Origin of the sequence: Mesorhizobium sp. XAP4 (assembly GCF_029269325.1) — a bacterium.
Taxonomy (GTDB): Bacteria; Pseudomonadota; Alphaproteobacteria; order Rhizobiales; family Rhizobiaceae; genus Mesorhizobium; species Mesorhizobium ciceri.
Window position 1 is genome coordinate 1,363,987 of record NZ_JARIXW010000001.1, and the last position, 26,785, is coordinate 1,390,771.

Genomic DNA, 26,785 nt, shown 5'->3' on the forward strand with positions numbered 1-26,785 from the left:
TCGAGTCCCGGCCTTATGGCGTGGATTGAGCCGGCTGGGTGAAACGTTCCTTGATGTCAGGCATGACGAGATCCAGCGCATCGGTGGAAATGCCGCCGGAATAACCGTTCGGCAGCTGCTTGATCTGTTCGGGATCGTCCAGCCCTTGCGAAAAGTCGCCGCCGGTGTACGGGCCGAGCAGATAGACGCGGCTGTCGACGCCTTGCATGCGATCGAGAAACCGGTTCGGCCAACCCCACATCCATTTCGCGATGTTGACGGGAATGAGCAAGGTACCTTTTCGGCAGGCATCTGGAACATAGCCGCTCCAGCCAAGCGCGGCATAGCGCAGAATGCATTGCGTCAGCGACGCGCGGCTCAGCGTATGCATGTCTGGCAGTGCTGCCTTGACTGCGGCAATCGGCTTGTCGCCGCCATAGACCGAGAGATAGAAGCGCTCGTTCGGCGATAGCATGGCAAGCCGTGCGGCCAGCTTTTCGCCTTCGCCCGGATCGTTGCTCTTGACGTTGATGTTGAAGCGGCGGGCCGGGAAGTGCGCCAGAACCTCATCCAGCGACGGCATCATGCCGATACCCTTGCCGCGAAACGGAAAGGTCTTGCCGCCATCCGCCGTATAGCCATAGCCGACATCGAGGGTCTTCAACTCGGCCATGGAATGGTTGCGTGTTTCTCCTTGCCTTCCGTGCGGCAATCCAGCGTCCAGTCGTGGAAGACGGCGAAATTGCCGTCTGTCGTCGGGTGAACATCCAGTTCGAGCGCGTCAGCGTCCAGCGCGAAGGCTGCTTCCATCGAGGGGATCGTGTTTTCGAGGTAGGCATGGCGCGGCGGCAACATGCGACTGGCCGTGCACGTCTCACCCGTCATGCCTTCCCGTGCGTAGTCCTGGGCAAGGCCGCGATGGGCAAGCACTTCCGGCTTGCCGGCGGGGCGGCTCGACAACAGCGAGGTGTTGTTGAGCCAGATGCCCGCCGCGGCGACAACAATGATGCCGAAGAAGATCGTCCGTTTGCGCATCAAGTGATTTCCGATTCGTCCGTCCTGCGCGGCATCCTGCTTTGCGATCGGACTTTTTGACGGCGACCGGGCGGCGACATCGAGATCATCCTCGATATCGCCTGGTCGGCGGCAATGAAATCGAAGAACGTGTCGACTTACGCCTTGTAGACCACCTGGCGCACGTCGATGTAGCTGGCGCGGAATCCGGCCTCGCAATAGTGCAGGTAGAACTCCCAGAGCTTCTTGAAGCGGTCGTCGAAGCCGAGCGGGACGATCTTCTCCCATGACGCCCAGAACCGGTGGCGCCATTCGGCAAGCGTGCGCGCATAGTCATCCGGAAACACGCGCTCGCGCAGATGGGCAAGGCCATGATCCTTGCCCAGTGTCTTCAGGATCGACGGTGTCGGCAGCATGCCACCCGGGAAAACATAGCGCTGGATGAAATCCGGCCTTGCGCGATAGGTGTCGTAGGCGGCTTCGTTGATGGTGATGATCTGCAGGCCGGCGGTGCCGCCGGGTCTCAGGCAAGCCTTCATCTTGCCGAAAAACACCGGCCAGTATTTCTCGCCGACCGCCTCGAACATCTCGATCGAGGCGATGCGGTCATAGGTGCCGGTTTCGTCGCGATAGTCCTGCAGCTTGATGTCGACCTTGTCGGCAAGGCCAGCCTTGGCGATGCGAGCCGTTGCAAAATCGTGCTGCTCGCGGCTGATCGTCAGCCCGGTGACGCGGCAGCCGATCTCGCGTGCGGCGAATTCGGCGAAGCCGCCCCAGCCGCAGCCGATTTCCAGCACATGGTCCTTCGGGCCGATCCCTGTGTCTTTCGCCAGCGCGCGATATTTGGCGGCCTGGGCGCTTTCCAGGTCGTTGGCGCCGGTCGTGTAGAGCGCCGAGGAATAGGTCATGCTCGGATCGAGCCATTGCTTGTAAAAGGCGTTGCCGAGGTCGTAATGCGCCGAGATATTGCGCTTCGAACCGGTGCGGGTGTTCTGGTTGAACCAGTGGCGGATGCGCTGGACGGTGTTGATCAGCCAACTGGTGCCGCCCGCGATACGCTCGCCAATGACCGAATTGACCACGAACAGCTCCAGGAAGCTGGTCACATCAGGGCTTTCCCAATCGCCGTCCATGTAGGATTCGGCTACGCCGATCGTGCCGCCGGAAAAGGCGCGGCCGGGCAAGCGCCAATTCTTCAGCACCAGTTCGGCATCTGGGCCAGGTCCCTTGCCGCCGACAAGGACAGCGCGGCCGTCCGGCAGCCTCACCTTGAGCGAACCGCGCGGCAGGTTCATCGCCGCCGACAGCACCATGCGCGCTTTCGCCGGCAGACCTTTGACGATCTCGGCGAAATTGAACTCATCGAGCCTGACCGCGTCGCTCAATGCTGCGCCAAAAAGTTCCTTTTGTGCCATCTCGTGCCCCCTGGATTTCCGCGGTGTCGGGGCAGATTGCCGAGCCACGGTTCTCTTGGATCATTCGCCAGCTTCGAACGCCGTTGCCGGTCCCGGGCGCTGACCGGCTCAGTGACGGGCGGGCTCGAATGAAACACGCGCTCTTTTACCAGAGCTTTAGCGCTTCCCAGTGAATCCCTGCGGCGATCTTCCACGTCATGCGGCGAAACTTCAAGAGGCAGGCCGCAAGCGGGGCTGTGCCACGCGGAATGCTTGCGCCAGCGAGAATCCGCTTTTTTGCACAGCAAAGGCCGAGCGCGCAAAAAACGCCTATGGTCGTAGAATTGCTCGTGCGATAGATCTAGCCATGCGTTATGTAATCGTCATTGCCGCCATCGCGTTTTTCCTGATCTGGGATGGCATGTACAATCAGGGCCGCTATCTCGACACAACAGTGAGAGAGCTTAGCCATGTTGTGCGATATGTTACCGGCAGAGCTTAACTCCAGTGGCGGCAGCCGCGACATCCTAGTCGATTGACGCCAACGTCCTGCCGTCACAAAAGACCCCAGCATTTTGATCGAGGAGGCGGGGTTGATCCGGCATATCGTTTTCTTCAGCGCGCGGCGAAAAGAGGATGTCGAGGCTGTGCGCACCGGCTTGCTGGCGCTCGGCAACATTCCTCATTCCAGCCTGTTCGAGGTCACGCTCAACACCAAGGTGGATCCGCTGTCGGACGAGGTCGACGTGGTCGTCTATGCGGAGTTCGCCGATGACGCCGCGCTGGCCGCCTACAAGGCGCACCCGCTCTATGCGCAGACCACCAGCAAGGTCAAGCCGATGCGCGAACTGCGCTATTCCGCCGATGTCGTTGCCGGAAGCTGATCGAGGCTTTGTCCCAACTGGTGCCTTTTTCGACGTCCGGTGAACTGGCGGGGGCGAAATGGCCGGGATTGCGATCAAGTCTTGAACCGATTTGCGGAATGATGCACATCGCGGCTGCATGACCCGAACCATCACTGGCACTCATCCGCTCGATCACCTGGTGCTGCCAACGCAGAGCCTTGAGGTGGCGCGAGCCCGGCTCGCCGCGCTTGGCTTCGTCGTGGCCCCGACCGGCATCCATCCCTTCGGAACGGAAAACTGCTGTGTTTTCCTGGCCGACGGCACGTATCTCGAACCGCTGGCGGTCGGCGACGAGCAGGTGGCGGCAAAGGCTATCGCGGACGGCAATGTCTTCGTCACGCGTGATCGCGCCTATCGCGACAGCAACGGCGACGAGGGGTTTTCCGCCATTGTTCTAGGTACGGGCAATGCCGATGCCGACCATGCACGCTATGTCGATGCCGGCATCTCGGCTGGAGACATGCTGGGTTTTTCGCGCGCTTTCACCGACCCGGCCGGCAAGAGCGACATCGCATCGTTCAAGCTCGCTTTCGCGGCCGGAGCCGAAGCCACGGACGCCTTCCTGTTTGCCTGCGAGCGGGTCAACGCGCCTGATGTCGACCGCGCGGCTTTGCAAGCCCACGCCAACGGCGCGACCGGAATTGTCGAGATCTTGGCGGTCAGCGATGCGCCTGGAAAGCAGCATGAGTTGATTTCTGTCACGGTGGACAATCCGGCCGCCGAAAGGCAGGGCGGCATGTTTTCCCTGCCGAATACAGATTTGAGCGTGCTTGACGGCGCGGCTTTCACCGCGCGCTTTGGCCTGCCGGCCGGCGCGCCGACAGATCTACGCTTCGCAGCGGTGGTCTTTTCGGTTCGGAACGCCGATGTGACATCGAGGCTGCTTGCGGCCAATTCCATCCAACACGATATAGCGGGCAATGATATTGTCGTGCAGCCTGCACCCGGACAGGGCGCGGCTTTCATCTTCCGGGAGACCAAATGAACAAGCCCGTCGCGCCCAATTCAGCGGTAATTGTCGGCAATGTCGTCTTCGACAACAAGGCGGCTCTGTCGCTGATCGCCGGCCCGTGCCAGTTCGAGTCGCGTCAGCACGCTTTCGACATGGCCGGCGCGCTGAAGGAACTGACCGGCAGGCTCGGAATAGGCCTCGTCTACAAGACCAGCTACGACAAGGCCAACCGCACCTCGCTGTCGGCGACGCGCGGCGCCGGCATGGACGCGGCACTTCCCGTCTTCGACGAACTGCGCAAGGAATTTTCGCTCCCGGTGCTGACCGATGTCCACACCGAGGAGCAGTGCGCCATCGTGGCGCCGCATGTCGATGTCCTGCAGATTCCGGCTTTCCTGTCGCGCCAGACCGACATGCTGGTCGCCGCGGCGAAAACCGGCAAGGTCATCAACGTGAAGAAGGGACAGTTCCTTGCCCCCTGGGACATGACGAACGTCGTCGCCAAGATCACCGGATCCGGCAATGCCAATGTGCTGACCACCGAGCGCGGTGCTTCTTTCGGCTACAACACGCTGGTCTCCGACATGCGCGCTTTGCCTGTCATGGCAGAGATCGGCGCGCCGGTGATCTTCGATGCGACCCATTCGGTGCAGCAGCCGGGCGGGCAGGGCGGTTCCTCGGGCGGTGAACGTCGTTTTGTCGAGACGCTGGCGCGCGCGGCCGTCGCAGTCGGCGTTGCCGGCGTCTTCATCGAGACCCATCAGGATCCTGACAACTCGACCTCTTCCGACGGCCCCAACATGCTGCCGTTGAAGGACATGCCCGCCCTACTCAAGCGGCTGATGGCATTCGACCGCATCGCCAAGGGTCTCTAGGCCGGAGATATCCTCTGTCGACCGCCGATGCTTGTGGACGGCGCAAGCCGCCTGTACGCTCGACCGGCAAATGAGCGTTTTGGCAGGAGGAAGCCATGTCTGTCGCCCGCGTCACCGAAATCACATCGTCGTCGAAGAAGAGCTTTCAGGACGCCATCGAACAGGGAATTGCGCGCGCATCCAAAACGCTGAAGAACGTCGAGGGCGCCTGGATCCAGGACCAGAAGATCGTGGTCCAGGACGGCAAGATTGTTGCTTATCGCGTCAACATGAAGGTTACCTTCATCCTCGCCGAGTGATCGGTCGACGCCGAAAAAGTCGGGAACCTTCGCCCGCGCCCCTCATTGTCCAATTATGGTTCGAAACCACAATGAGGAGCACAATCATGGCAACCCAGACTGGCCACACCCAAGCCATTGCCGCTTCGCGGGTCATCGGCACATCGGTCTACAACACCGAAGGCACAAGCATCGGCAGTATAGAGGATGTGATGCTCGACAAGATGACGAACGGGATCATGTTCGCGGTCATCGGTTTTGGCGGCTTCCTTGGCATCGGCGAGAAATATCACGCCATTCCGTGGGCAAGCCTCGACTATGATGAGGACAAGGGCGGTTATGTCGTACCGTTTTCCAAGGAACAACTCATGGCGGCACCGGCCTATTCGATCAACGAACTGACCGGTGCCGATGGCGAGGCGGCGCGCGACGAATCCTACAATTATTACAAGGTCACGCCTTACTGGCATTAACAACAACGACAAAGCGGCCCCGTCGGGAGAGACGGGGCCGCTTTGGATTCCGGCTTATTCGCTGACGTGTAAGGGGGCCATCGCCTTCGGCGGCGACTGCTGATTGTCGCATGACGTCAGGAATGCCGCCGCGATTAGAAACAGACTCACGATACCGCTCAACTGAGACATGGCGAAACTCCTCCTGTTTCGCCCCGCGCGCTGCACCTTAACCGGAAGTCAGCCGACCGTACATGACTTATGATGACGGCGATTTGCGCTTCGTGAATCGTTCGGAGGCCGATGCCGCGGCAATAATTGCCAGCGGGCCGATTGCCTTTTGCAGCACTTTGGCTAAGACGTGCGGCATTCTTCAGATCAATCGAGGACATCGCAAATGACCGCCATCGTCGACATTGTCGGGCGTGAAATCCTGGACAGCCGTGGAAATCCGACCGTCGAGGTCGATGTCATTCTCGAAGACGGCTCGATGGGCCGCGCGGCGGTGCCGTCGGGTGCTTCGACCGGTGCCCACGAGGCCGTCGAACTGCGCGACGGCGGCGCCCGCTATCTCGGCAAAGGCGTGCTCAAAGCCGTCGAGGCGGTTAACGGCGAGCTGTTCGAGGCCATCGGCGGCATGGAAGCCGAAAACCAGATCCATATCGACCAGACCATGATCGAGCTCGACGGCACGCCCAACAAGAGCCGGCTTGGCGCCAACGCCATTCTCGGCGTTTCGCTGGCGGTGGCCAAGGCGGCCGCTGATGCCGCCGGCCTACCGCTCTACCGTTATGTCGGAGGCACCAAGGCGCATCTCCTGCCGGTGCCGATGATGAACATCATCAATGGCGGCGCGCATGCCGACAACCCGATCGATTTCCAGGAATTCATGATCCTGCCGATCGGCGCGCCGACGCTGCGCGAAGGTGTCCGCTGGGGTTCGGAAATCTTCCATACGCTGCGCAAGAAACTGAAGGATGCCGGCCACAACACCAATGTCGGCGACGAGGGCGGCTTTGCCCCGAACCTGAAAAGCGCTCCGGTGGCGCTCGATTTCATCATGGAATCGATCGAGCAGGCCGGCTTCAAGCCGGGCGACGAGATCGCGCTCGGCCTCGATTGCGCCGCGACCGAGTTCTTCAAGGACGGCAACTACGTCTATGAAGGCGAGAAAAAGACGCGCGATCCCAAGGCCCAGGCCAAATACCTGGCCAAGCTTGCCACCGACTATCCGATCATCTCGATCGAGGACGGTCTTGCCGAGGACGATTGGGAAGGCTGGAAGTACCTGACCGACCTGATCGGCAAGAAGACGCAGCTGGTTGGCGACGATTTGTTCGTCACCAACACGGCGCGGCTGCGCGACGGCATCCGCATGGGGGTTGCCAACTCGATCCTGGTTAAGGTCAACCAGATCGGCTCGCTTACGGAAACGCTCGACGCCGTCGAGACCGCGCACAAGGCCGGCTACACCGCCGTGATGTCGCACCGCTCGGGCGAAACCGAGGATTCGACCATTGCCGATCTCGCCGTCGCCACCAATTGCGGACAGATCAAGACCGGCTCGCTGTCGCGCTCGGACCGCATGGCCAAGTATAATCAGCTGATCCGCATCGAGGAAGAGCTCGGCAAGCAGGCAAGCTACGCCGGCAAGTCGGTGGTCAAGGGCTGATCCGGAAACACCGGCTCATCGATACCGGACAAAAGGGCGGGAGCATTCCCGCCCTTTTTCGTTTCGGCGCCGCCAAACAGGTCACCCGTAACCGTCCGTTAAGCACAATCGGGCGAGAAAGATCGTGAGCCGCCTGAGTTCGCGGGCTAGAGCCGGATGATCTCAGGTCTGTTCGACCTGAAATCTGAATCCGACTCTAAATCAAAGAGATAGAGCATGATGTCGTCCGAAAACCGCTTCACACTTTTCGGCATCATGCTCTAGAGGAATCGGGCGATGTGGACGCGTCAGCACAAGCAGAGAAACACCGGCCGGCTGATCATTCCCTCGCTTTGCGTGGCGTTCCTGGCCTATTTCGGCTTTCATGCCTATCACGGCGAATTCGGTATCTACTCGAAATATCAGCTGGAAGCCCAGACGGTTGCGCTGCAAGGCCAGCTCGATGCGATCAAGGCGCGCCGCATGGAGCTCGAGCGCCGCGTTCGGCTGATGCATGAAGGCACGCTCGAGAAGGACATGCTCGATGAGCAGGCGCGCAAGGCGCTCAATCTGTCCCAAGCTGACGAAATCACCATTATGTTGCCGACCTCGGCAAAATAACTGATTTCAAGTTAATCACCAATATTTTCAATGATTTTAATCGCTTAGGCGCATGCCAGCTATGCAAATTCGGCATGGCGCAACGCTTTGACGCGTGTTAGCCTCCCTAAAATCGGTGGGGAGGAGCTGATCTCCCCAGAGCAGATTTCATCCTGCTCTAATGTCCACGAAGAGACGCCAACAGGGAGTGATGCATGGCCACCGCCGCCAGAAAAGCGCCTGCCAAATCCAAATCCGACGGCAAATCGGGGCTTTCGGCCCCCAAACCTGTCGAATTCACCAAGGACGAAGAGCTTGCCGCTTACCGGCACATGCTGCTCATCCGTCGTTTCGAGGAAAAGGCCGGCCAGCTCTACGGCATGGGTTTCATCGGCGGCTTCTGCCACCTCTATATCGGCCAGGAAGCGGTCGTCACCGGCATGAAGATGGCGCTGATCGACGGCGATCAGATGATCACCGCCTATCGCGACCACGGCCACATGCTGGCGATGGAGCTGTCGCCGCGCGGCGTCATGGCCGAGCTGACCGGGCGTCGCGGCGGCCTGTCACGGGGCAAGGGTGGCTCCATGCACATGTTCTCCAAGGAAAAGCACTTTTATGGCGGCCACGGCATCGTCGGCGCGCAGGTGTCGCTCGGCACGGGCTTGGCCTTCGCCAACCGCTACCGCGACAACAACAATGTCTCGCTGACCTATTTCGGCGACGGTGCGGCCAACCAGGGCCAGGTCTATGAAAGCTTCAACATGGCCTCGCTGTGGAAGCTGCCGGTGATCTACATCATCGAGAACAACCGGTATGCCATGGGCACCTCGGTGTCGCGCTCTTCGGCGGAAACCAATTTTTCGCACCGTGGCGCTTCGTTCAAGATTCCCGGCATCCAGGTCGACGGCATGGACGTGCGCGCTGTCAAGGCCGCCGGCGACCAGGCGACCGAATGGTGCCGCGCCGGCAACGGGCCGATCATTCTCGAAATGCAGACCTACCGCTACCGGGGGCACTCGATGTCCGATCCGGCGAAATACCGCTCGAAGGAAGAAGTGCAGAAGATGCGCTCCGACCATGACCCGATCGAACAGGTCAAGGCGCGGCTGATCGAGAAGAAGTGGGCAACCGAGGACGAGCTTAAGACCATCGACAAGGAGGTCCGCGACATCGTCGCTGACGCCGCCGAATTTGCCCAGAACGATGCAGAGCCGGATCCGTCCGAGCTCTGGACCGATATCGTATTGTAACGGGAGGGCAAGGACATGCCGATCGAAATTCTCATGCCCGCTCTCTCGCCGACCATGGAAGAGGGCAATCTTTCCAAGTGGTTGAAGAATGAGGGCGACAAGGTCGTCGCCGGCGACGTCATCGCCGAGATCGAAACCGACAAGGCGACGATGGAAGTCGAGGCCGTCGACGAGGGCACGCTTGGCAAGATCCTGATCGCCGCCGGCACCGAAGGCGTCAAGGTCAACACACCGATTGCCGTTTTGCTGCAGGACGGCGAAAGTGCCGGCGATATCGGCAAGTCCTCGGCTCCCGCCAAGGCGGAAGCACCGGCAAAGGCAGAGGCTCCAGCCGCGGCGGAGGACAAGGCGGAGGCCGCAAAACCGGCTGCCGCGCCGGTGGCTGCTGCACCGAAGACGGAAATCGCCGCCGATCCGGACATTCCGGCCGGCACAGAGATGGTCTCGACCACGGTACGCGAAGCGCTGCGCGATGCGATGGCCGAGGAAATGCGCCGCGACGGCGATGTCTTCGTCATGGGCGAGGAGGTCGCTGAATACCAGGGCGCCTACAAGATCACGCAAGGGCTGCTGCAGGAATTCGGGCCGCGGCGCGTCGTCGACACGCCGATCACCGAGCATGGCTTTGCCGGCGTCGGCGTCGGCGCGGCGATGGCCGGCCTGAAGCCGATCGTCGAGTTCATGACCTTCAACTTCGCCATGCAGGCGATCGACCAGATCATCAACTCCGCCGCCAAGACGCTCTACATGTCTGGCGGCCAGATGGGTGCGCCGATCGTTTTCCGTGGACCGAACGGCGCCGCCGCACGCGTCGCCGCACAGCACTCACAGTGCTATGCCGCCTGGTATAGCCACATTCCGGGCCTGAAAGTGGTGATGCCCTACACCGCCGCCGATGCCAAGGGCTTGCTGAAGGCGGCGATCCGCGATCCCAATCCGATCATCTTCCTCGAGAATGAGATCCTCTATGGCCAGTCCTTCGACGTGCCGAAGCTGGATGATTTCGTGCTGCCGATCGGCAAGGCGCGCATCCACAAGACCGGCAAGGACGTCACCATCGTCTCTTTCGGCATCGGCATGACCTATGCGGTCAAGGCGGAAGCCGAGCTGCGCGGCTTGGGCATCGATGCCGAGATCATCGACTTGCGCACGATCCGGCCGCTCGATCTCGACACCATCATCGCCTCGGTCAAGAAGACCAACCGGCTGATCGTTGTCGAAGAGGGATATCCGCAGAACTCGGTCGGCGACCATATCGCCAACCAGGTGTCGCAGCGCGCCTTCGATTTCCTCGACGCGCCGGTCATCACCATCGCCGGCAAGGATGTGCCGATGCCCTATGCCGCCAACCTCGAGAAACTGGCTTTGCCGAACGTCGGCGAAGTCATCGAGGCGGTCAAAGCCGTCACATATCGCTGAACCGGGCGGGAGGACAAAATGCCAATCAACATCACCATGCCGGCCCTGTCGCCCACGATGGAAGAGGGCAATCTGTCCAAGTGGCTCGTCAAGGAAGGCGACAAGGTTTCGCCGGGCGATGTCATTGCCGAGATCGAGACCGACAAGGCGACGATGGAAGTCGAGGCTGTCGATGAGGGCACGGTCGCAAAGCTCGTCGTTCCCGCCGGCACCGAAGGCGTCAAGGTCAACGCTCTGATCGCCGTGCTCGCTGCCGAAGGTGAGGATGCAGGCGCTGCCGCGAAAAGCGGGGGCGATGCTGCTCCAGCGAAAGCCGAGGCCAAGCAGGACAAGGCGCCAATCTCCCCACCCGTGGGGGAGATGTCGACGAAGTCGACAGAGGGGGGCGCTGTCCCGCCGTCCTCTCAGCGCGAGACGCCCCCCTCTGGCCTGCCGGCCATCTCTCCCACAAAGGGGGAGATCAGCCAGTCGCCGGAAGGACGCACCTTCGCGTCGCCGCTCGCACGTCGCATAGCCAAGGAAGCCGGTGTCGATGTGTCTGCCGTGACCGGCACCGGTCCGCATGGCCGGGTGGTGAGGGCCGATGTCGACGCGGCCATTGCCGGTGGCGGTGCCCAGGCGGCGCCTGCCGCCAAGGCTCCGGCTGGCGTGCCGGCTGCTGCTCCTGCCGCGCCGGTAAAGGCGATGTCGGACGATCAGGTGCTGAAACTGTTCGAACAGGGCTCCTACGACCTCGTCCCGCATGACAATATGCGCAAGACCATTGCGCGCCGCCTGGTCGAGGCCAAGACCACCATTCCGCATTTCTACCTGACGCTCGACTGCGAGCTCGATGCGCTGCTGGCGCTGCGCACGCAGATCAATGCGGCAGCCCCGGTGAAGAAGACCGACAAGGGTGATGCTCCGGCCTACAAGCTGTCGGTCAACGATATGGTCATCAAGGCGATGGCGATGGCGCTGAAGGCAGTGCCGGATGCCAATGCCTCGTGGACCGAAAGCGCCATGGTCAAGCACAAGCACGCCGATGTCGGCGTCGCGGTGTCGATCCCCGGCGGCCTGATCACGCCGATCATTCGGCATGCCGACGAAAAGACGCTGTCCACCATCTCCAACGAGATGAAGGACCTCGCCAGTCGCGCCCGCAGCCGCAAGCTGAAGCCGGAAGAGTATCAGGGCGGCACCACGGCGGTGTCCAATCTCGGCATGTTCGGCATCAAGGACTTTGCCGCGGTCATCAACCCGCCGCACGCGACCATCCTGGCGGTCGGCGCCGGCGAGGAGCGGGCGGTGGTCAAGAACGGCGAGATCAGAATAGCCACCGTGATGTCGGTGACGCTGTCGACCGACCATCGCGCCGTGGACGGTGCGCTGGGTGCCGAACTGCTGGTCGCCTTCAAGCGGCTGATCGAAAACCCGATGGGCATGCTGGTCTAGGGAAGCGAGGGGGCGGTGCGGATAGTCTTCCCCAGCCTCTTCGCTTTCGTCATTTCCGGATTCGCCACCGGACTGGCTGCTCGGAAACGGGCGGTCACAAGCCATGGATGGCGGGTGAAGCGTGGGTTGATCGACGCACAGGTGGGCGCATGAGGACGGTTCTTTGTTACGGCGACTCGCTGACCTGGGGCTACAATGCCGAAGGTGGCCGCCATGCACTGGAAGACCGCTGGCCAAGCGTGCTGCAGACCGGGCTTGGCAGTGGCGTCGAAGTTATCGCCGAAGGCCTCAATGGCCGTACCACCGCCTTCGACGACCACCTGGCCGGTGCTGATCGCAACGGCGCCAGGCTGCTGCCAACGGTGCTGACGACGCATGCGCCGATCGACCTGATTGTCATCATGCTCGGCGCCAACGACATGAAGCCGTGGATCCACGGCAATCCCGTCGCGGCCAAGCAGGGCATCCAGCGGTTGATCGACATCGTGCGCGGTCACGATTATCCGTTCGACTGGCCGGCGCCGCAGATCCTCATCGTTTCGCCGCCTGTCGTCAGTCGCACCGAAAATGCCGAATTCAAGGAAATGTTTGCCGGCGGCGACGACGCCTCGAAGTTTTTGGCACCGCAATATGCCGCGCTCGCCGATGAGGCCGGCTGCGGCTTCTTCGACGCCGGCAGCGTGGCGCAATCCACACCTCTCGACGGTGTTCATCTTGACGCCGAAAATACGCGAAACATCGGCGAGGCGCTAACACCAGTCGTGCGCGTCATGCTGGAATTGTGAAGGAGAAAACCCGTGGCTGAGAACTACGACGTCATCATCATCGGCTCCGGTCCCGGCGGCTATGTCACCGCGGTGCGTTCCGCGCAGCTCGGCTTCAAGACGGCGATCGTCGAGCGCGAGCATCTCGGCGGCATTTGCCTTAACTGGGGCTGCATCCCGACCAAGGCGCTGCTGCGCTCGGCCGAGATCATGCACTATTCGGATCACCTGAAGGATTACGGGCTGAAGCTCGACGGCAAGGTCAGCGTGGACACATCGGCCGTCGTTGACCGCTCGCGCAAGGTGTCGCTGCGGCTCAATGGCGGCGTTGCCTTCCTGATGAAGAAGAACAAGGTCGACGTCATCTGGGGCGAGGCCAAGCTTTCGAAGGCGGGCGAGATCGTCGTGTCCAAGACGGCCAAGAAGCCGATGGAGCCACAGCCGCCGGTGCCGAAAGGCGTCAAGGGCGAGGGCACCTATACCGCCAAGCACATCATCCTGGCGACCGGCGCCCGGCCACGCGCGCTGCCCGGCATCGAGCCGGACGGAAAGCTGATCTGGACCTATTTCGAGGCTATGGTGCCGAAGGAGATGCCGAAGTCGTTGCTCGTCATGGGGTCGGGCGCCATTGGCATCGAATTCGCCTCCTTCTACCGCACAATGGGCGCCGAGGTGACGGTGGTCGAATTGCTGCCGGCGGTGATGCCGGTCGAGGACGCCGAAGTCTCGAAGTTCGCGCAGAAGCAGTTCGAGAAGCAAGGCATGAAGATCATCCTCGAAGCCAAGGTGACCAAGGTCGAGAAGGGCACGAACTCGGTCACCGCGCATGTCGAGATGAAGGATGGCAAGGTCGAGAAGATCACCGCCGACCGGATGATCTCGGCCGTCGGCGTGCAGGGCAATATCGAAGGCCTCGGACTCGAGGCGCTTGGCGTGAAGACCGAACGCGGCTGCGTCGTCATCGATGGTTACGGCAAAACCAATGTGCCGGGCATCTACGCCATCGGCGATGTCGCCGGCCCGCCGATGCTCGCCCACAAGGCCGAACATGAGGGTGTCGTGTGCATCGAGAAGATCGCTGATTTTCCTGGCGTACATGCCACCGACAAGCTGAAGATTCCGGGCTGCACCTACTGCAATCCGCAGGTCGCCTCGGTTGGCCTGACCGAAGCCAAGGCCAAGGCCGAGGGCTGGGATATCCGGGTCGGGCGCTTCCAGTTCGCCGCCAATGGCAAGGCGATCGCGCTCGGTGAGGATCAGGGCTTCATCAAGACCATCTTCGACAAGAAGACCGGTCAATTGCTCGGCGCCCACATGGTCGGCGCCGAAGTGACCGAACTGATCCAGGGCTTCGTCGTGGCGATGAACCTGGAGACGACCGAGGAAGAGCTGATGCACACCATCTTCCCGCACCCGACGCTGTCGGAGATGATGAAGGAAAGCGTGCTCGACGCCTATGGCCGCGCGCTCAACGCGTGATAGATTGAAAGCGCTGCTACAGATGGAACCCGGCGGCAAGGTACATCGTTTGCGGATGCACTTTCATCCATCACACAAGGAGAAGGCATATGCACCTGAATGGCGTCGGCTGGATAGCAGCCATCATCATCGGCGGCCTGGCAGGCTGGTTCGCCGAAATGTTCATGAAGAGCAACACCGGCATCTTCATGAACATCGTTATGGGCATCGTCGGCGCGATCGTACTGAACGCCATTCTGCAGGCTCTCAATTTTGGCCCGTTCGGCGTCGGCTGGATTGCCTATCTGATCACCGGCTTTATCGGTGCCTGCCTGCTGATCTGGGCGGGACGCCTGGTGCGCCGCTGACATCCCTGAAGAGCTGCCATGCGAAAAAGGCTGTTGCGGCATGCGCCGCAGCGGCCTTTTTCTTTGCGCCGAAAAGTCCTAGATGACGTTATGACAACGAACGCCTGACTGGCGCTCGCCAATGAACCAGGTTTCCCGATGGTCACTGTCCTCGATACGATCGCCAACGCACCGCGCCTGCGGCATCCGGAAAAGGCGCACAAGCCTGATCAGGATGTCCTGCGCAAGCCCGACTGGATACGCGTCAAGGCGCCGACGTCGAAGGGCTATGCCGAAACGCGCGAAATCGTGAAGTCGCACAAGCTGGTGACGGTCTGCGAAGAGGCCGGCTGCCCCAACATCGGCGAGTGCTGGGAAAAGAAGCACGCCACCTTCATGATCATGGGCGAGATCTGCACCCGCGCCTGCGCTTTCTGCAACGTCGCCACGGGCATTCCAACTGCTCTTGACCCGGATGAACCGGCCCGCGTCGCGCATGCGGTCAAGCAGATGGGCCTTACCCATGTCGTCATCACCTCGGTCGACCGCGACGACCTCGCCGATGGCGGTGCGCAGCATTTCGCCGAGATCATCCGCGCCATCCGGGCGGCGACGCCGCTGACGACGATCGAAATCCTGACGCCCGACTTCCTGCGCAAGGACGGCGCGCTGGAGATCGTCGTGGCGGCCAAACCCGACGTCTTCAACCACAATCTCGAAACCGTTCCGTCGAACTATCTGACGGTTCGTCCGGGCGCCCGCTATTTCCATTCGATCCGGCTGTTGCAGCGGGTCAAGGAGCTTGATCCGTCGATCTTCACCAAGTCCGGCATCATGGTGGGGCTGGGCGAAGAACGGAATGAAATCCTGCAGTTGATGGACGATCTGCGTTCGGCCAATGTCGACTTCATGACCATAGGTCAGTATCTGCAGCCGTCGAAGAAGCACCACCCGGTGATCCGCTTTGTTACGCCGGAGGAGTTCAAATCCTTTGAGACGATCGGCCGGACCAAGGGTTTCCTGCTGGTGGCGTCCAGCCCGCTGACGCGTTCATCGCATCACGCTGGCGACGATTTCGCCAAGCTGCGTGCGGCACGGGAAGCGATTCTCAAGAAATCAGCTTAATCCGCCGGTTTCATGCCAAAATTCGAAGCCACCCGACGCGTATCCCATACACCCGAGCAGATGTTCGCCTTGGTCGCCGATGTTGAATCCTATCCGCAATTCCTGCCGCTTTGCGAAGCGCTGACGGTTCGCTCGCGCAAGGAGCGTGACGGGCGTACCGTTCTCCTTGCCGACATGAGCATCGGCTACAAGGCGATCCGCGAAACCTTCACGACGCAGGTACTGCTGAAGCCCGACGAGAACACCATCGACGTGAAGTACATCGACGGGCCGTTTAAATATTTGAGCAATGTCTGGCGTTTCGAACCCGACGGCGCCGGTTGCGCCGTCCGCTTCTTCATCGACTACGAGTTCAAGAGCCGCATTCTGGGCGCGGTCATGGGAACCATGTTCGATCGTGCCTTCCGCATGTTCGCCGAAGCCTTTGAGAAGCGCGCCGACGTCATCTACGGTACAAAACCGTCTTGAGGCTTGCGCATGCTTTTCTGGATAGCGAGCACCGTTGGACTGGCGATCGCCTATCTCTTCGGTTCCATGCCCACGGGTTATCTGGCGGGGAAGCTGCTCAAGGGCATCGATATCCGGGAGCATGGCTCCAAATCCACCGGGGCAACGAACGTTTTGCGGGTCTTGGGAAAATGGCCTGCGTTGGTGGTGTTGCTGGTGGATGTGCTGAAAGGTGCTGGGGCGATCGTCTTTGCCCGCTGGTTCTATCCCTGGTTCATCACGTTGCCGTTGGTTACGCCATCGACCCCGCTTGACCTGCAAGCCTGGGTGCCTTGGGCTGTTTGCCTGGCCGGAATTGCCGTGTTGTTGGGACATGGCCGTTCGATCTGGTTGAATTTCACAGGTGGCAAATCCGCTGCGACGGGGCTTGGCGTGTTGCTGGCTCTGTCTTGGCCGGTAGGTGTGGGGGCTGCGGCGGCTTTTGGTGCTGTGCTGGCTACGTCTCGGATAGTTTCCCTGAGTTCGATGGTAGCGGCGTTGACCGCGATCGCCCTCATCTGTGGCCTGGAGCAACCGTTGGCCTATCGGTTGCTGGTGATTGCGGGCAGCATCTACGTGGTTGTGCGCCATCGTGCCAACATTCAGCGGCTGCTGGCTGGGACGGAGCCACACTTGGGGCAAAGCAGCCCGGAATCGAAAACGTAGCCGCAAATCCGGCTTTCGGGTCCGCCCGCCCAACGTTTTATAATTCTATCCGAGTGCTCGCAGGCCCAGTTCCAGCGCTTGCCGGACCGTTTCGCGACGGATGAAATCGCGGCCTTTGTCTGCAAAGAGTTGATGCTCGGCGACAATCGGTCGGCCGTCCAGCGCAACCCCGAACCAGACCAGGCCGACCGGTTTTTCCGCGGAACCGCCGCCAGGCCCGGCGATCCCGGTAACCGCCAGGGTCAGCCCGGCGCGCGAACGGGTAAGCGCGCCTGTCGCCATTTCGATCGCAGTCTCGCGCGAAACCGCGCCATGCGCATCGAGCGTGGCGGCGGAAACGCCGAGCATGTCCATCTTGGCTTCGTTGGAATAGGTGATGAAGCCGCGATCGACCACGGCGGACGAGCCGGCGATGTCGGTGAGTGCCGCGATGATCATGCCGCCGGTGCAGCTTTCCGCCGTTGCCAGCATGATGCCGCGTTTCTGGCAGGCTTGCAGCAAGGCATTTGCCAGGTCGCTGTTGGTCATTCCGGCACCTCGCCGGGAAACACCACGCTGGCAGTGGCAATCGCCGCAATGCCTTCCTCGCGCCCGACGAAGCCGAGCTTCTCGTTGGTTGTCGCCTTGATTGAGATGCGATCCGCGGAAATTGCCAGCATCTGCGACAGGGCTGCCGTCATCGCCTCGCGGTGCGGGCCGACGCGCGGCGCTTCGCAGATCAACGTGATATCGGCATTGGCGATGCGGCCGCCGCGCTCGCGCACCAGCCCTGCCGCATGCTCGACGAAGATCCGCGACGCAGCGCCTTTCCACTGCGGGTCGGACGGCGGAAAATGCGTGCCGATGTCGCCGGCGCCGCAGGTCGCCAGCAACGCATCGGTCAGAGCATGCAGACCGACATCGGCGTCGGAATGGCCGGACAGTTTCTTGTCGTGTGCAATGGCGACGCCACACAGTGTGACATGGTCGCCGGGCTCGAAAGCATGGACGTCGTAGCCATTGCCGGTCCGGATGTCGGGAAAGCGCACACGTTCGCCGGAAAGCCGCTGGTCCGCCATGGCAATATCCCGTGCCCAGGTGAGTTTGACATTGTCCGGCGAGCCCGGAACGATCTTGACCGGAATATGCGCCCATTCGGCGATCGCGGCATCGTCGGTAAAATCCATTTTTCCCAGATGATGGGCTTTCTCGTGCGCGGCAAGGATGGGCCAGAACGGAAAGCCCTGCGGCGTTTGCGCCGCGTGAAGACCGCTGCGCGAAACGGTTTCGCCAACCACCCCGGAGGCCGACTCGCGCTTCAGCGTGTCGGCGACGGGCAAAGCGGGCAATGCGCCCTCGCGCTCGCCGATGGCGGCGATGGTGCGATCTATCAGGTCCGCATCGACAAACGGACGCACGGCATCGTGGATCAGAACCTGCCCCGGCGCGTGGTCTCTAAGGGCAAGCAGGCCGAGCCGGACGGATTCCTGCCTGGTCGCCCCGCCGATAACGGCGCTAACGCGCTCGGCGTTGGTGCCCGCCGCCTGCCGGAACAGTTCATGGTCGTCGGCATGAATGGCGACGACGATCTCGCTGGTCCGCGGGTGGGCCAGAAAAATGTCCAGCGTGTGTGCGATGACGGCAAAGCCGCCAATGTGTTGATATTGCTTCGGTCCGTTGGCCTGTCCGGCGCGCGCACCACGGCCGGCCGCGACGATTACCACCGCGACCTTGCCATCCGCACTCGAAACGTGATTTTCACTTGCGTCAGTCATTTGCAGATTGGCTTAGCGCACGATCCCGAAAAGTGTAATCGGTTTTCGGCAAAGATCGTGCGTCAAATATGAATCCCAAAGCGTCCTTTGCGCGTCCCACGGGGCGCGCGGCGCTTTGGCCACACCCAATCCCGAAGGCCAGCATTTTCCCAATTGCGCCTTAATGTGGCGTCATTCCGCGTTGCACATTGCGGCCGATATGGCTAGAGAATGTGCAACGATTGAAGATGCTTGGTTTTTGTGCATGGTTAATTTGACCAAATTGGCCGCGCCGCTTAACGTCGGCGGCGTGAAACTCCGCAATCGCGTGTTCCTCGCGCCGATGTCGGGCATTACGGACGAGCCGTTCCGGCAGCGTGCCCACGCGCATGGAGCGGGCCTGGTCGTGTCCGAAATGGTTGCCAGCGGCGAGCTCGCCAAGGGCAGGGCCGGTTTCAACCTGCGCATACGCCACTCCGGCCTGCCCGTCCATATGGTTCAGCTTGCAGGCCGCGAGGCGGTGCACATGGCCGAAGGTGCCAGAATCGCCGCCGGCGAGGGCGCCGACATTATCGACATCAACATGGGATGCCCGGCCAAGAAGGTCACTGGCGGCTACGCTGGTTCGGCATTGATGCTGGATCTCGACCACGCACTGTCGCTGATCGACGCCGTTGTCGGCGCGGTCGAGGTGCCAGTGACGGTCAAGATGCGGCTTGGCTGGGACGAAGGCGCGCTCAACGCGCCGATGCTGGCGCGCCGCGCCGAGCAGGCCGGTGTCAGCATGGTGACCGTGCACGGCCGAACGCGCTGCCAGTTCTATCAGGGCAAGGCCGACTGGCGCGCCATCGCCCGCGTCAAGGAAGCCGTGTCCATCCCGGTCGTCGCCAATGGTGACGTCTCTTCGCCGGCGGAAGCGGCCGACATTCTCGATCAATCGGGTGCCGACGCCGTGATGATTGGCCGTGCCCATTATGGCGCGCCTTGGATCGCAGGTGGCATTGCGGCCGCAGCGACAGGCGAAGCGACGCCAAATATTCCACAGAACCCGACGGCGCTCGCCGACTACATCGTGGCCCACTATGAGGATATGCTGGCGCTCTACGGCGCCGAAAGCGGCCTGCGCCAGGCGCGCAAGCATCTTGGCTGGTATCTTGATCGGCATGCCGGCGGCGTCGCCGACGACAGCCGAAAGGCCATACTGACCGCATTCAAGCCCGCGCGCGTCATTGCCTTGCTGCGCGATGTGTTTTCGCGCGATCCGCAACCTTTGACCCTGCGGAGTGCCGCATGAACGCCGCCGCCGGCCAAGGCGCTGAAATGGCGGATGCCGCCCAGATCGTGCTCAACACCATCCGCCGCCCGGTGATCATGATCAGCGAGGAAGGCTTCATCACCTTCGCCAACGCCGACGCGGAAGACTTCTTTCGTTCAAGCGCGACCATGCTCGCCCGCAACACGCTGTCAAAACTCATTCCCTTCGGCAGCCCGCTGCTGACGCTGGTCGACCAGGTGCGCGAGCGCCTGGCACCGGTCAACGAGTATCGCGTCGACGTGTCGTCGCCGCGTCTCGGCATCGAGAAGGTCGTCGATCTCTATGTGGCGCCGGTACCGGAATTTCCGGGCTCGGTGGTGGTTATGTTCCAGGAACGGTCGATGGCCGACAAGATCGACCGGCAGATGACGCATCGGGGCGCAGCGCGCTCGGTCACCGGCCTGGCGGCGATGCTTGCCCATGAGATCAAGAACCCGCTCTCCGGAATCCGCGGCGCTGCCCAGTTGCTGGAACTGTCGGCTTCCGACGAAGACCGTGCGCTGACGCGGCTGATCACCGACGAGACCGACCGCATCGTGTCGCTGGTCGATCGCATGGAGGTGTTTTCCGACGAGCGGCCGATCGACCGCTACCCCGTCAACATCCATGTCGTGCTCGACCATGTCAAGGCCATTGCCAAGAACGGTTTTGCCAAGAGAATCAAGATATTGGAGGACTATGATCCTTCGTTGCCTCCGGTGTTTGCCAACCGCGACCAGTTGATCCAGGTGTTCCTTAACCTGGTCAAGAACGCCGCCGAGGCGATCGGCAGTGACCCGCAGGGCGAGATCGTGCTGTCGACCGCCTTCCGGCCAGGCATCCGTGTTTCCGTTCCGGGCACGCAGGACCGCGTGTCGCTGCCGCTGGAGTTTTGCGTGCGCGACAATGGCTCCGGCGTCTCGGAAGATATCCTGCCGATCCTGTTCGACCCGTTCATCACCACCAAGCCGAACGGCTCGGGGCTGGGGCTGGCGCTGGTCGCCAAAATCGTCGGCGAACATGGCGGCATCATCGAATGCGAATCGACGCCGCGCGGGACCACATTCCGCATCCTGATGCCGGCCTGGAAAGAAGCGCCATACGGCGCCGATGAAGACGGTGAAGGAGACCGCAAATGACCGTTCGCGGCAATATTCTCGTCGCCGACGACGATGCGGCGATCCGCACTGTCCTCAACCAGGCGCTTTCGCGCGTCGGCCACGAGGTGCGCGTCACCTCCAATGCTTCGACTTTGTGGCGCTGGGTGGCGGCGGGCGAGGGCGATCTGGTCATCACCGATGTGGTGATGCCGGACGAAAACGCCTTCGACATGCTGCCGCGCATCAAGAAGGCGAGGCCGGAACTGCCGGTCATCGTCATGAGCGCCCAGAACACCTTCATGACGGCGATCCGCGCGTCTGAAACCGGCGCCTATGAGTATCTGCCCAAGCCGTTCGACCTGACCGAACTGCTCAACATCGTCAACCGGGCGCTTTCCGAGCCGCGACGGCCGAAGATCGATGCGCGGCCGGAAGAGCAGCCCGATGCAATGCCGCTGGTCGGCCGTTCGGCCGCTATGCAGGACATCTACCGCATGCTGGCGCGCATGATGCAGACCGACCTGACGGTGATGATCTCGGGCGAATCCGGCACCGGCAAGGAACTGGTGGCGCGCGCGCTGCATGAATATGGCCGCCGCCGCGGCGGCCCCTTCGTCGCCATCAACATGGCGGCGATCCCGCGCGACCTGATCGAATCGGAACTGTTCGGTCACGAGAAGGGCGCCTTCACCGGCGCGCAGAATCGCTCGACCGGACGCTTCGAGCAGGCTGAAGGCGGCACGCTGTTCCTCGATGAAATCGGCGACATGCCGATGGAGGCGCAGACCCGCCTGCTGCGCGTGCTCCAACAGGGCGAATACACGACGGTTGGCGGACGCACGCCGATCAAGACCGACGTGCGCATCGTCGCCGCCACCAACAAGGATCTGCGCACCCTGATCAACCAGGGGCTTTTTCGCGAGGATCTGTTCTATCGCCTCAACGTGGTGCCGCTCCGGCTGCCCGCGCTGCGTGAGCGCTCCGAGGATGTGCCCGACCTTGTCCGCCACTTCTTCAAGCTCGGCGAAATGGAAGGCCTGCAGACCAAGCGCATTTCTTCCGGCGGCATCGAGTTGATGAAGCGCTATCCCTGGCCGGGCAATGTGCGCGAACTGGAAAACCTGGTTCGCAGGCTCGCCGCGCTCTATTCGCAGGACGAGATTTCCGCCGAGATCATCGAGGCCGAGCTCAAGACCGGCGAACGTCCCGTGGTGCCGGGCGGCGGCAATCTCATTCCCGACGATTTGTCGATCGGTCAGGCGGTCGAGCACTTCCTGCAACGCTATTTCGCCTCGTTTGCCGGCGATTTGCCACCTGCCGGGCTTTATCAACGCATCCTGTCCGAGGTCGAGTTTCCACTCGTCCTGGCCTCGATGACGGCAACCCGCGGCAACCAGATCAAGGCCGCGGAACTGCTTGGCTTGAACCGCAACACGCTGCGCAAGAAGATCCGCGAACTTGGCGTCAACGTCTACAAATCGTCGCGCCAGGGCTGAGCCTTTGATCTGAGCCCGCGCTCTTTTCAGGGGATCGGCTCGCGAAAGATTTCCGTCTCGGTCACACTTGTTGCATAATCGCCACAATGCGTTGCATACATCCGACGCAATCATGGCACTAGACGGCGACATGGCTCCGCAGGCACCGACAACAAACCAACCGCTTTTCAGCGAACCCGGCGCTCGTGACGGGCGCCGGCTGCTTGCGCTGCCAGGCGTGATCGCGGTCGTCGGCGCGCTGATGACGGCGGCGATCTCGTTCACCATCCTCGTTGGCGCCACGCCGATCACACCGAACGAGTCGACGACGCTGGCGTTGATTGCCCTCAACGCGGCTTTCGTTCTGATTCTTATCGCGCTGGTCGGGCGTGAGGTGCACCGCATCCTGATGGCGCGCCGGCATGGCAAGGCCGCTTCGCGGCTGCATGTGCGCATTGTCGCCATGTTCGCCCTGGTTGCCGCCATTCCGGCCATCATGGTGGCCATCATCGCGTCGATCACGCTCGACATCGGCCTCGACCGCTGGTTCGAGATCCGCACCAAGACGATCGTCAATTCGTCGCTGTCGATCGCCGACGCCTATGTTCAGGAAAATGCCCGCAACCTGCAGGGTACGACACTGTCCATGGCCTATGATCTCGATGCGTCACGCACACTCTACGGCCTTGATCGTACCGGCTTTCTCGACCTGATGAACAAGGAAGCCGTGGGCCGTTCGCTGGCTCATGCGGCGCTGATCAAACCTGACGGCTCTTTCGTCATGAGCGCCAAGACCGACACGGATTTTGCCATGCCTGAGCCGCCGGAAGGCGCCGTGGCCAGCGCTGCCGACGGCAAGCCGGTGCTGATCGAGCCGAAAACGCGCAACATCATGGGCGCCATCGTCAAGCTGCGCGAGATCGAAGGGCTCTATCTCTATACCATTCGCCTCGTCGATCCCGAGGTCATCAAGGCACGCCAGATCGTCAGGTCCAACACCGACGAATATCGGGGGCTGGAAGACAACCGCCGTACCTCGCAGGTGGCCTTCGCGCTGCCCTATCTGTCGCTGACGCTGATCATCATCCTGTCCGCGATCTGGACCGGCATTGCGGTCGCCGACCGTCTGGTGCGGCCCATTCGCCAGCTCATCGGCGCCGCCGACGAAGTGGCGACCGGCAATCTCGACGTCGCGGTTCCGGTCAGGCCCTCGGACGGCGATGTCGCCTCGCTCGGCGATACGTTCAACAAGATGCTTCTCGAACTGAAATCGCAGCGCAACGAGATCCTGTCGGCCAAGGACCTGATCGACGAGAGGCGACGCTTCTCCGAAGCCGTGCTTGCCGGCGTTACTGCCGGCGTCATCGGCGTCGATCCCTACGGCATCGTCACCATCGTCAACCGCTCGGCCGAAGCGATGCTGGCCATATCCGCCAGCGCAGCCCTTGGGCAGAACCTTTCCGCCGTGCTGCCGCATGTCGGCCGCGTCTTCGAAATCGGCCGCAAGTCCGGCAAACCCGTCTATCGCGAGCAGGTGACCTTCTACCGCGCCGGCGCCGAGCGGACCTTCAACGTTCAGATCACCATCGAGGCCGGCGATGACGGCTCGGAGGAAAAGTCCTATGTCGTGACGGTTGACGACATCACCGACCTGGTCCAGGCGCAGCGCTCGTCGGCTTGGGCGGATGTGGCGCGGCGTATCGCCCACGAGATCAAGAACCCGCTGACGCCGATCCAGCTCTCGGCCGAACGCATCAAGCGCCGCTATGGCAAGGTGATTACCGAGGACCGCGAGGTTTTCGACCAGTGCACCGACACCATCATCCGGCAGGTCGAGGATATCGGCCGCATGGTCGACGAATTCTCGGCTTTCGCGCGCATGCCGAAGCCCGAGATGAAGGCCATAGATCTGCGCGAATCGCTGCGCGAGGCCTCGTTCCTGGTCGAGGTCAGCCGCGCCGACATCACCTTCGAGCGGATCTTCGGCAGCGAGCCGCTGAAGGGCACGTTCGACAGCCGGCTGATGGCGCAGGCTTTCGGCAATGTGATCAAGAACGCCGCCGAGGCAATCGACGGATTGGAACAGAAGGATGGTTCGCACGGCATAATCCGGATTCAGGCCGGGCGCCAGAATGGTGTGATTCGAATCGACGTCATCGACAATGGCAAAGGCCTGCCGCGCGAGAATCGCCAACGGCTGCTCGAGCCCTACATGACCACACGCGAGAAGGGCACCGGACTTGGCCTCGCTATCGTCAAGAAGATCGTGGAGGACCATGGTGGCAGGCTGGAACTACACGATGCTCCTGCGGACTTCCACGATGGGCGCGGCGCGATGATCAGCATCATCCTGCCGCCTGCGGCCGCAACGGCTCCGCGCGGCGAAAGCAGGGCGGAAAACGAAAGAGAAACTGAAAAGGTCGGTAATGGCGTCTGATATTCTCATCGTCGATGACGAGGAAGACATCCGTGAACTCGTCGCGGGCATACTGAGCGACGAAGGTCACGAAACCCGCACGGCATTCGATGCCGACAGCGCGCTCGCTGCTATAGCTGATCGCGCGCCGCGGCTGATTTTCCTCGACATCTGGCTGCAGGGCTCGCGTCTCGACGGGCTGGCGCTGCTCGACGAGATCAAGACGATGCATCCGACCTTGCCGGTGGTGATGATTTCCGGCCACGGCAACATCGAAACGGCGGTCTCCGCCATCCGTCGCGGCGCCTATGACTTCATCGAAAAACCGTTCAAGGCCGACAGGCTGATCCTTATTGCCGAACGTGCGCTCGAGACCTCGAAATTGCGGCGCGAGGTTTCCGACCTCAAGCTGCGCAGCGGCGAAACCTTCGATCTGATCGGCATGTCGTCGGCGATGAGCCAGTTGCGTCAGACCATCGAACGCGTCGCGCCGACCAACAGCCGCGTGATGATCATCGGCCCGTCTGGCTCGGGCAAGGAACTGGCCGCGCGCGCCATCCACACGCTGTCGGCGCGCAAGGGCGCGCCTTTCGTGACGCTGAGCGCCGCCAACATCACGCCCGAGCGTATGGAGATCGAACTGTTCGGCACCGAATCGAATGGCGTCGAACGCAAGGTCGGCGCGCTCGAGGAGGCCCATCGCGGCATCCTCTACATCGACGAGGTGGCCGACATGCCGCGCGAGACGCAGAACAAGATCCTGCGCGTGCTGGTCGAACAACAGTTCGAGCGGGTAGGGGGAACCAAGCGGGTCAAGGTCGATGTCCGCATCATCTCCTCGACCTCGCAGAACCTCGAAGCGATGATCGCCGACGGGCGTTTCCGCGAGGATCTTTACCATCGCCTGGCGGTGGTTCCGGTCATCGTGCCGGGATTGGCCGAGCGGCGCGAGGATATTCCCTACCTCGTCGACAATTTCATGAAGCAGATCGCCCGCCAGGCCGGCATCAAACCGCGCCGCATCGGCGACGACGCGCTGGCCGTGCTGCAGGCGCACAACTGGCCGGGCAACGTTCGCCAGCTGCGCAATAATGTCGAGCGCCTGATGATCCTGGCGCGCGGCGACGACGTCGATGCGCCGATCACCGCCGATCTGTTGCCGGCCGAGATCGGCGATGTCATGCCGCGCACGCCGAATCAATCCGACCAGCACATCATGGCGCTGCCGTTGCGCGAAGCGCGTGAGCAGTTCGAGAAGGACTACCTGATCGCCCAGATCAACCGTTTCGGCGGCAACATCTCGAAAACCGCCGAGTTCATCGGCATGGAGCGCTCCGCACTGCACCGCAAGCTGAAGTCGCTGGGCGTCTAGAGCAATTCCAGGAAAAGTGTGAAACGGTTTTCCGGGAAAAGCGCGTAGCGCTTTCCCTCTTGGCGATCTACGTCCTCTTAGCCTGAAACTAAGTGAAGGCCCGCTGGCTCCGGCCGGCGGGCCTTTTCTATTTCGGCTTCCGCCTTGTCCTGAAATACGTGAGGACCTTGGCCACAACGATCACAGCGATGGCTGCTATTAAAATGGCCCAAGGGGGATCGAACAAATACGAATCTCTGCATGCTTCGCCCGGTGGACAATACGACAAGGCGTGGGCGGAATTGACCGCAGCGAACACGGCAAATGCGGAATGAGCGAGCAGCCTCATGTGCATTCCATAACA

24 protein-coding genes and 1 pseudogene are annotated in these 26,785 nt (G+C 61.8%); 21 read left to right on the forward strand and 4 right to left on the reverse strand.

Translation table 11 applies throughout. The features are described 5' to 3' along the window. Positions 1-13: 13 nt before the first annotated feature. Both P3C39_RS06870 and P3C39_RS06875 read right to left on the reverse strand, forming a co-directional pair. Positions 14-1,014: pseudogene (locus P3C39_RS06870) on the reverse strand (glycerophosphodiester phosphodiesterase family protein). A gap of 137 nt (positions 1,015-1,151) precedes the next feature. Further along, positions 1,152-2,408, reverse strand: a complete 1,257-nt coding sequence (locus tag P3C39_RS06875) for a cyclopropane-fatty-acyl-phospholipid synthase family protein (RefSeq protein WP_013531472.1) — start codon at positions 2,406-2,408, stop codon at positions 1,152-1,154. Between the two features lie 572 nt (positions 2,409-2,980). On the opposite strand from P3C39_RS06875, the gene P3C39_RS06880 reads away from it, so the two are divergent. The 16 genes from P3C39_RS06880 to plsY all read left to right on the forward strand — a co-directional run bounded on the left by P3C39_RS06880 (position 2,981) and on the right by plsY (position 17,052). Further along, positions 2,981-3,271 carry a Dabb family protein gene (locus tag P3C39_RS06880; RefSeq protein WP_013531473.1) on the forward strand — a complete coding sequence of 97 codons (291 nt, stop codon included), beginning with the start codon at positions 2,981-2,983 and terminating at the stop codon, positions 3,269-3,271. Between the two features lie 118 nt (positions 3,272-3,389). Then, positions 3,390-4,277, forward strand: a complete 888-nt coding sequence (locus tag P3C39_RS06885) for a VOC family protein (protein WP_275952971.1) — start codon at positions 3,390-3,392, stop codon at positions 4,275-4,277. Then, positions 4,274-5,119, forward strand: coding sequence for a 3-deoxy-8-phosphooctulonate synthase (gene kdsA, locus P3C39_RS06890; RefSeq protein WP_275952972.1), 846 nt, complete (start codon positions 4,274-4,276; stop codon positions 5,117-5,119). Before P3C39_RS06885 ends, kdsA begins: the two co-directional genes overlap by 4 nt. A 95-nt stretch (positions 5,120-5,214) precedes the next feature. Then, positions 5,215-5,418 (forward strand): dodecin family protein, encoded by a 204-nt coding sequence (locus P3C39_RS06895; RefSeq protein ID WP_013531476.1) that lies wholly within the window; start codon positions 5,215-5,217, stop codon positions 5,416-5,418. 86 nt (positions 5,419-5,504) lie between these two features. After that, complete coding sequence (locus P3C39_RS06900) at positions 5,505-5,870, forward strand: PRC-barrel domain-containing protein (RefSeq protein ID WP_024505095.1); 366 nt, start codon at positions 5,505-5,507, stop codon at positions 5,868-5,870. A gap of 376 nt (positions 5,871-6,246) precedes the next feature. Next, complete coding sequence (gene eno / locus P3C39_RS06905) at positions 6,247-7,521, forward strand: phosphopyruvate hydratase (RefSeq protein WP_064994168.1); 1,275 nt, start codon at positions 6,247-6,249, stop codon at positions 7,519-7,521. A 276-nt stretch (positions 7,522-7,797) separates the two neighbouring features. Further along, complete coding sequence (locus P3C39_RS06910) at positions 7,798-8,121, forward strand: septum formation initiator family protein (RefSeq protein ID WP_027038975.1); 324 nt, start codon at positions 7,798-7,800, stop codon at positions 8,119-8,121. A 194-nt stretch (positions 8,122-8,315) separates the two neighbouring features. After that, positions 8,316-9,353: a pyruvate dehydrogenase (acetyl-transferring) E1 component subunit alpha gene (gene pdhA / locus P3C39_RS06915; protein WP_013531481.1), complete on the forward strand. Its 1,038-nt coding sequence runs from the start codon at positions 8,316-8,318 to the stop codon at positions 9,351-9,353. A gap of 15 nt (positions 9,354-9,368) precedes the next feature. Beyond that, positions 9,369-10,772, forward strand: coding sequence for a pyruvate dehydrogenase complex E1 component subunit beta (locus P3C39_RS06920; protein ID WP_013531482.1), 1,404 nt, complete (start codon positions 9,369-9,371; stop codon positions 10,770-10,772). A gap of 18 nt (positions 10,773-10,790) precedes the next feature. Continuing rightward, entirely contained in the window at positions 10,791-12,206 is a 1,416-nt protein-coding gene (locus P3C39_RS06925; RefSeq protein WP_275952974.1) for a pyruvate dehydrogenase complex dihydrolipoamide acetyltransferase, read from the forward strand. Between the two features lie 149 nt (positions 12,207-12,355). Beyond that, entirely contained in the window at positions 12,356-12,991 is a 636-nt protein-coding gene (locus P3C39_RS06930) for an SGNH/GDSL hydrolase family protein (protein ID WP_275952975.1), read from the forward strand. Between the two features lie 12 nt (positions 12,992-13,003). Continuing rightward, complete coding sequence (lpdA, locus tag P3C39_RS06935; protein WP_013531485.1) at positions 13,004-14,449, forward strand: dihydrolipoyl dehydrogenase; 1,446 nt, start codon at positions 13,004-13,006, stop codon at positions 14,447-14,449. 89 nt (positions 14,450-14,538) lie between these two features. After that, positions 14,539-14,796, forward strand: a complete 258-nt coding sequence (locus tag P3C39_RS06940; RefSeq protein ID WP_013531486.1) for a GlsB/YeaQ/YmgE family stress response membrane protein — start codon at positions 14,539-14,541, stop codon at positions 14,794-14,796. A gap of 138 nt (positions 14,797-14,934) precedes the next feature. Then, positions 14,935-15,900 (forward strand): lipoyl synthase, encoded by a 966-nt coding sequence (gene lipA / locus P3C39_RS06945; RefSeq protein WP_275952976.1) that lies wholly within the window; start codon positions 14,935-14,937, stop codon positions 15,898-15,900. 12 nt (positions 15,901-15,912) lie between these two features. Next, on the forward strand, positions 15,913-16,368 hold the full coding sequence (locus P3C39_RS06950; protein ID WP_013531488.1) for a type II toxin-antitoxin system RatA family toxin: 456 nt from the start codon (positions 15,913-15,915) through the stop codon (positions 16,366-16,368). Positions 16,369-16,377: 9 nt separating this feature from the next. Further along, the gene (gene plsY, locus P3C39_RS06955; RefSeq protein WP_275952977.1) at positions 16,378-17,052 is read left to right on the forward strand and encodes a glycerol-3-phosphate 1-O-acyltransferase PlsY; all 675 of its coding nucleotides are present in this window, start codon (positions 16,378-16,380) and stop codon (positions 17,050-17,052) included. A gap of 45 nt (positions 17,053-17,097) precedes the next feature. Here plsY and P3C39_RS06960 read toward each other — a convergent pair whose 3' ends face one another. Together P3C39_RS06960 and P3C39_RS06965 are read right to left on the reverse strand one after the other, a co-directional pair. Beyond that, entirely contained in the window at positions 17,098-17,580 is a 483-nt protein-coding gene (locus P3C39_RS06960) for a CinA family protein (RefSeq protein WP_275952978.1), read from the reverse strand. Beyond that, positions 17,577-18,806, reverse strand: coding sequence for a bifunctional 2-C-methyl-D-erythritol 4-phosphate cytidylyltransferase/2-C-methyl-D-erythritol 2,4-cyclodiphosphate synthase (locus P3C39_RS06965; protein ID WP_013531491.1), 1,230 nt, complete (start codon positions 18,804-18,806; stop codon positions 17,577-17,579). Before P3C39_RS06965 ends, P3C39_RS06960 begins: the two co-directional genes overlap by 4 nt. 244 nt (positions 18,807-19,050) lie before the next feature. Between P3C39_RS06965 and dusB the strand changes: the two genes are divergently transcribed. From dusB to P3C39_RS06990, 5 genes are all read left to right on the forward strand, one after another. Further along, the gene (dusB, locus tag P3C39_RS06970) at positions 19,051-20,079 is read left to right on the forward strand and encodes a tRNA dihydrouridine synthase DusB (RefSeq protein WP_275952979.1); all 1,029 of its coding nucleotides are present in this window, start codon (positions 19,051-19,053) and stop codon (positions 20,077-20,079) included. Then, the gene (locus P3C39_RS06975; protein WP_013531493.1) at positions 20,076-21,218 is read left to right on the forward strand and encodes a nitrogen regulation protein NR(II); all 1,143 of its coding nucleotides are present in this window, start codon (positions 20,076-20,078) and stop codon (positions 21,216-21,218) included. Before dusB ends, P3C39_RS06975 begins: the two co-directional genes overlap by 4 nt. After that, entirely contained in the window at positions 21,215-22,675 is a 1,461-nt protein-coding gene (gene ntrC, locus P3C39_RS06980) for a nitrogen regulation protein NR(I) (protein ID WP_024505195.1), read from the forward strand. Before P3C39_RS06975 ends, ntrC begins: the two co-directional genes overlap by 4 nt. A 130-nt stretch (positions 22,676-22,805) precedes the next feature. Then, positions 22,806-25,091 (forward strand): PAS domain-containing sensor histidine kinase, encoded by a 2,286-nt coding sequence (locus P3C39_RS06985; RefSeq protein WP_024505196.1) that lies wholly within the window; start codon positions 22,806-22,808, stop codon positions 25,089-25,091. Next, positions 25,081-26,442: a sigma-54 dependent transcriptional regulator gene (locus P3C39_RS06990; protein ID WP_013531496.1), complete on the forward strand. Its 1,362-nt coding sequence runs from the start codon at positions 25,081-25,083 to the stop codon at positions 26,440-26,442. The genes P3C39_RS06985 and P3C39_RS06990 overlap by 11 nt, the downstream gene beginning before the upstream one ends. Positions 26,443-26,785 lie beyond the last annotated feature (343 nt).

Excerpts from the sequence above, each read along its gene's own strand:
- eno (WP_064994168.1), top strand. The coding sequence starts at position 6,247 with ATGACCGCCATCGTCGACATTGTCGGGCGTGAAATCCTGGACAGCCGT.
- lipA (WP_275952976.1), top strand. The coding sequence starts at position 14,935 with ATGGTCACTGTCCTCGATACGATCGCCAACGCACCGCGCCTGCGGCAT.
- dusB (WP_275952979.1), top strand. The coding sequence starts at position 19,051 with ATGGTTAATTTGACCAAATTGGCCGCGCCGCTTAACGTCGGCGGCGTG.
- P3C39_RS06875 (WP_013531472.1), bottom strand. The coding sequence starts at position 2,408 with ATGGCACAAAAGGAACTTTTTGGCGCAGCATTGAGCGACGCGGTCAGG.
- kdsA (WP_275952972.1), top strand. The coding sequence starts at position 4,274 with ATGAACAAGCCCGTCGCGCCCAATTCAGCGGTAATTGTCGGCAATGTC.
- P3C39_RS06910 (WP_027038975.1), top strand. The coding sequence starts at position 7,798 with ATGTGGACGCGTCAGCACAAGCAGAGAAACACCGGCCGGCTGATCATT.
- P3C39_RS06930 (WP_275952975.1), top strand. The coding sequence starts at position 12,356 with ATGAGGACGGTTCTTTGTTACGGCGACTCGCTGACCTGGGGCTACAAT.
- P3C39_RS06900 (WP_024505095.1), top strand. The coding sequence starts at position 5,505 with ATGGCAACCCAGACTGGCCACACCCAAGCCATTGCCGCTTCGCGGGTC.
- P3C39_RS06965 (WP_013531491.1), bottom strand. The coding sequence starts at position 18,806 with ATGACTGACGCAAGTGAAAATCACGTTTCGAGTGCGGATGGCAAGGTC.
- P3C39_RS06885 (WP_275952971.1), top strand. The coding sequence starts at position 3,390 with ATGACCCGAACCATCACTGGCACTCATCCGCTCGATCACCTGGTGCTG.
- P3C39_RS06950 (WP_013531488.1), top strand. The coding sequence starts at position 15,913 with ATGCCAAAATTCGAAGCCACCCGACGCGTATCCCATACACCCGAGCAG.
- P3C39_RS06895 (WP_013531476.1), top strand. The coding sequence starts at position 5,215 with ATGTCTGTCGCCCGCGTCACCGAAATCACATCGTCGTCGAAGAAGAGC.
- P3C39_RS06940 (WP_013531486.1), top strand. The coding sequence starts at position 14,539 with ATGCACCTGAATGGCGTCGGCTGGATAGCAGCCATCATCATCGGCGGC.
- P3C39_RS06960 (WP_275952978.1), bottom strand. The coding sequence starts at position 17,580 with ATGACCAACAGCGACCTGGCAAATGCCTTGCTGCAAGCCTGCCAGAAA.
- ntrC (WP_024505195.1), top strand. The coding sequence starts at position 21,215 with ATGACCGTTCGCGGCAATATTCTCGTCGCCGACGACGATGCGGCGATC.
- P3C39_RS06920 (WP_013531482.1), top strand. The coding sequence starts at position 9,369 with ATGCCGATCGAAATTCTCATGCCCGCTCTCTCGCCGACCATGGAAGAG.
- P3C39_RS06985 (WP_024505196.1), top strand. The coding sequence starts at position 22,806 with ATGGCTCCGCAGGCACCGACAACAAACCAACCGCTTTTCAGCGAACCC.
- P3C39_RS06990 (WP_013531496.1), top strand. The coding sequence starts at position 25,081 with ATGGCGTCTGATATTCTCATCGTCGATGACGAGGAAGACATCCGTGAA.
- plsY (WP_275952977.1), top strand. The coding sequence starts at position 16,378 with ATGCTTTTCTGGATAGCGAGCACCGTTGGACTGGCGATCGCCTATCTC.
- P3C39_RS06975 (WP_013531493.1), top strand. The coding sequence starts at position 20,076 with ATGAACGCCGCCGCCGGCCAAGGCGCTGAAATGGCGGATGCCGCCCAG.
- pdhA (WP_013531481.1), top strand. The coding sequence starts at position 8,316 with ATGGCCACCGCCGCCAGAAAAGCGCCTGCCAAATCCAAATCCGACGGC.
- P3C39_RS06925 (WP_275952974.1), top strand. The coding sequence starts at position 10,791 with ATGCCAATCAACATCACCATGCCGGCCCTGTCGCCCACGATGGAAGAG.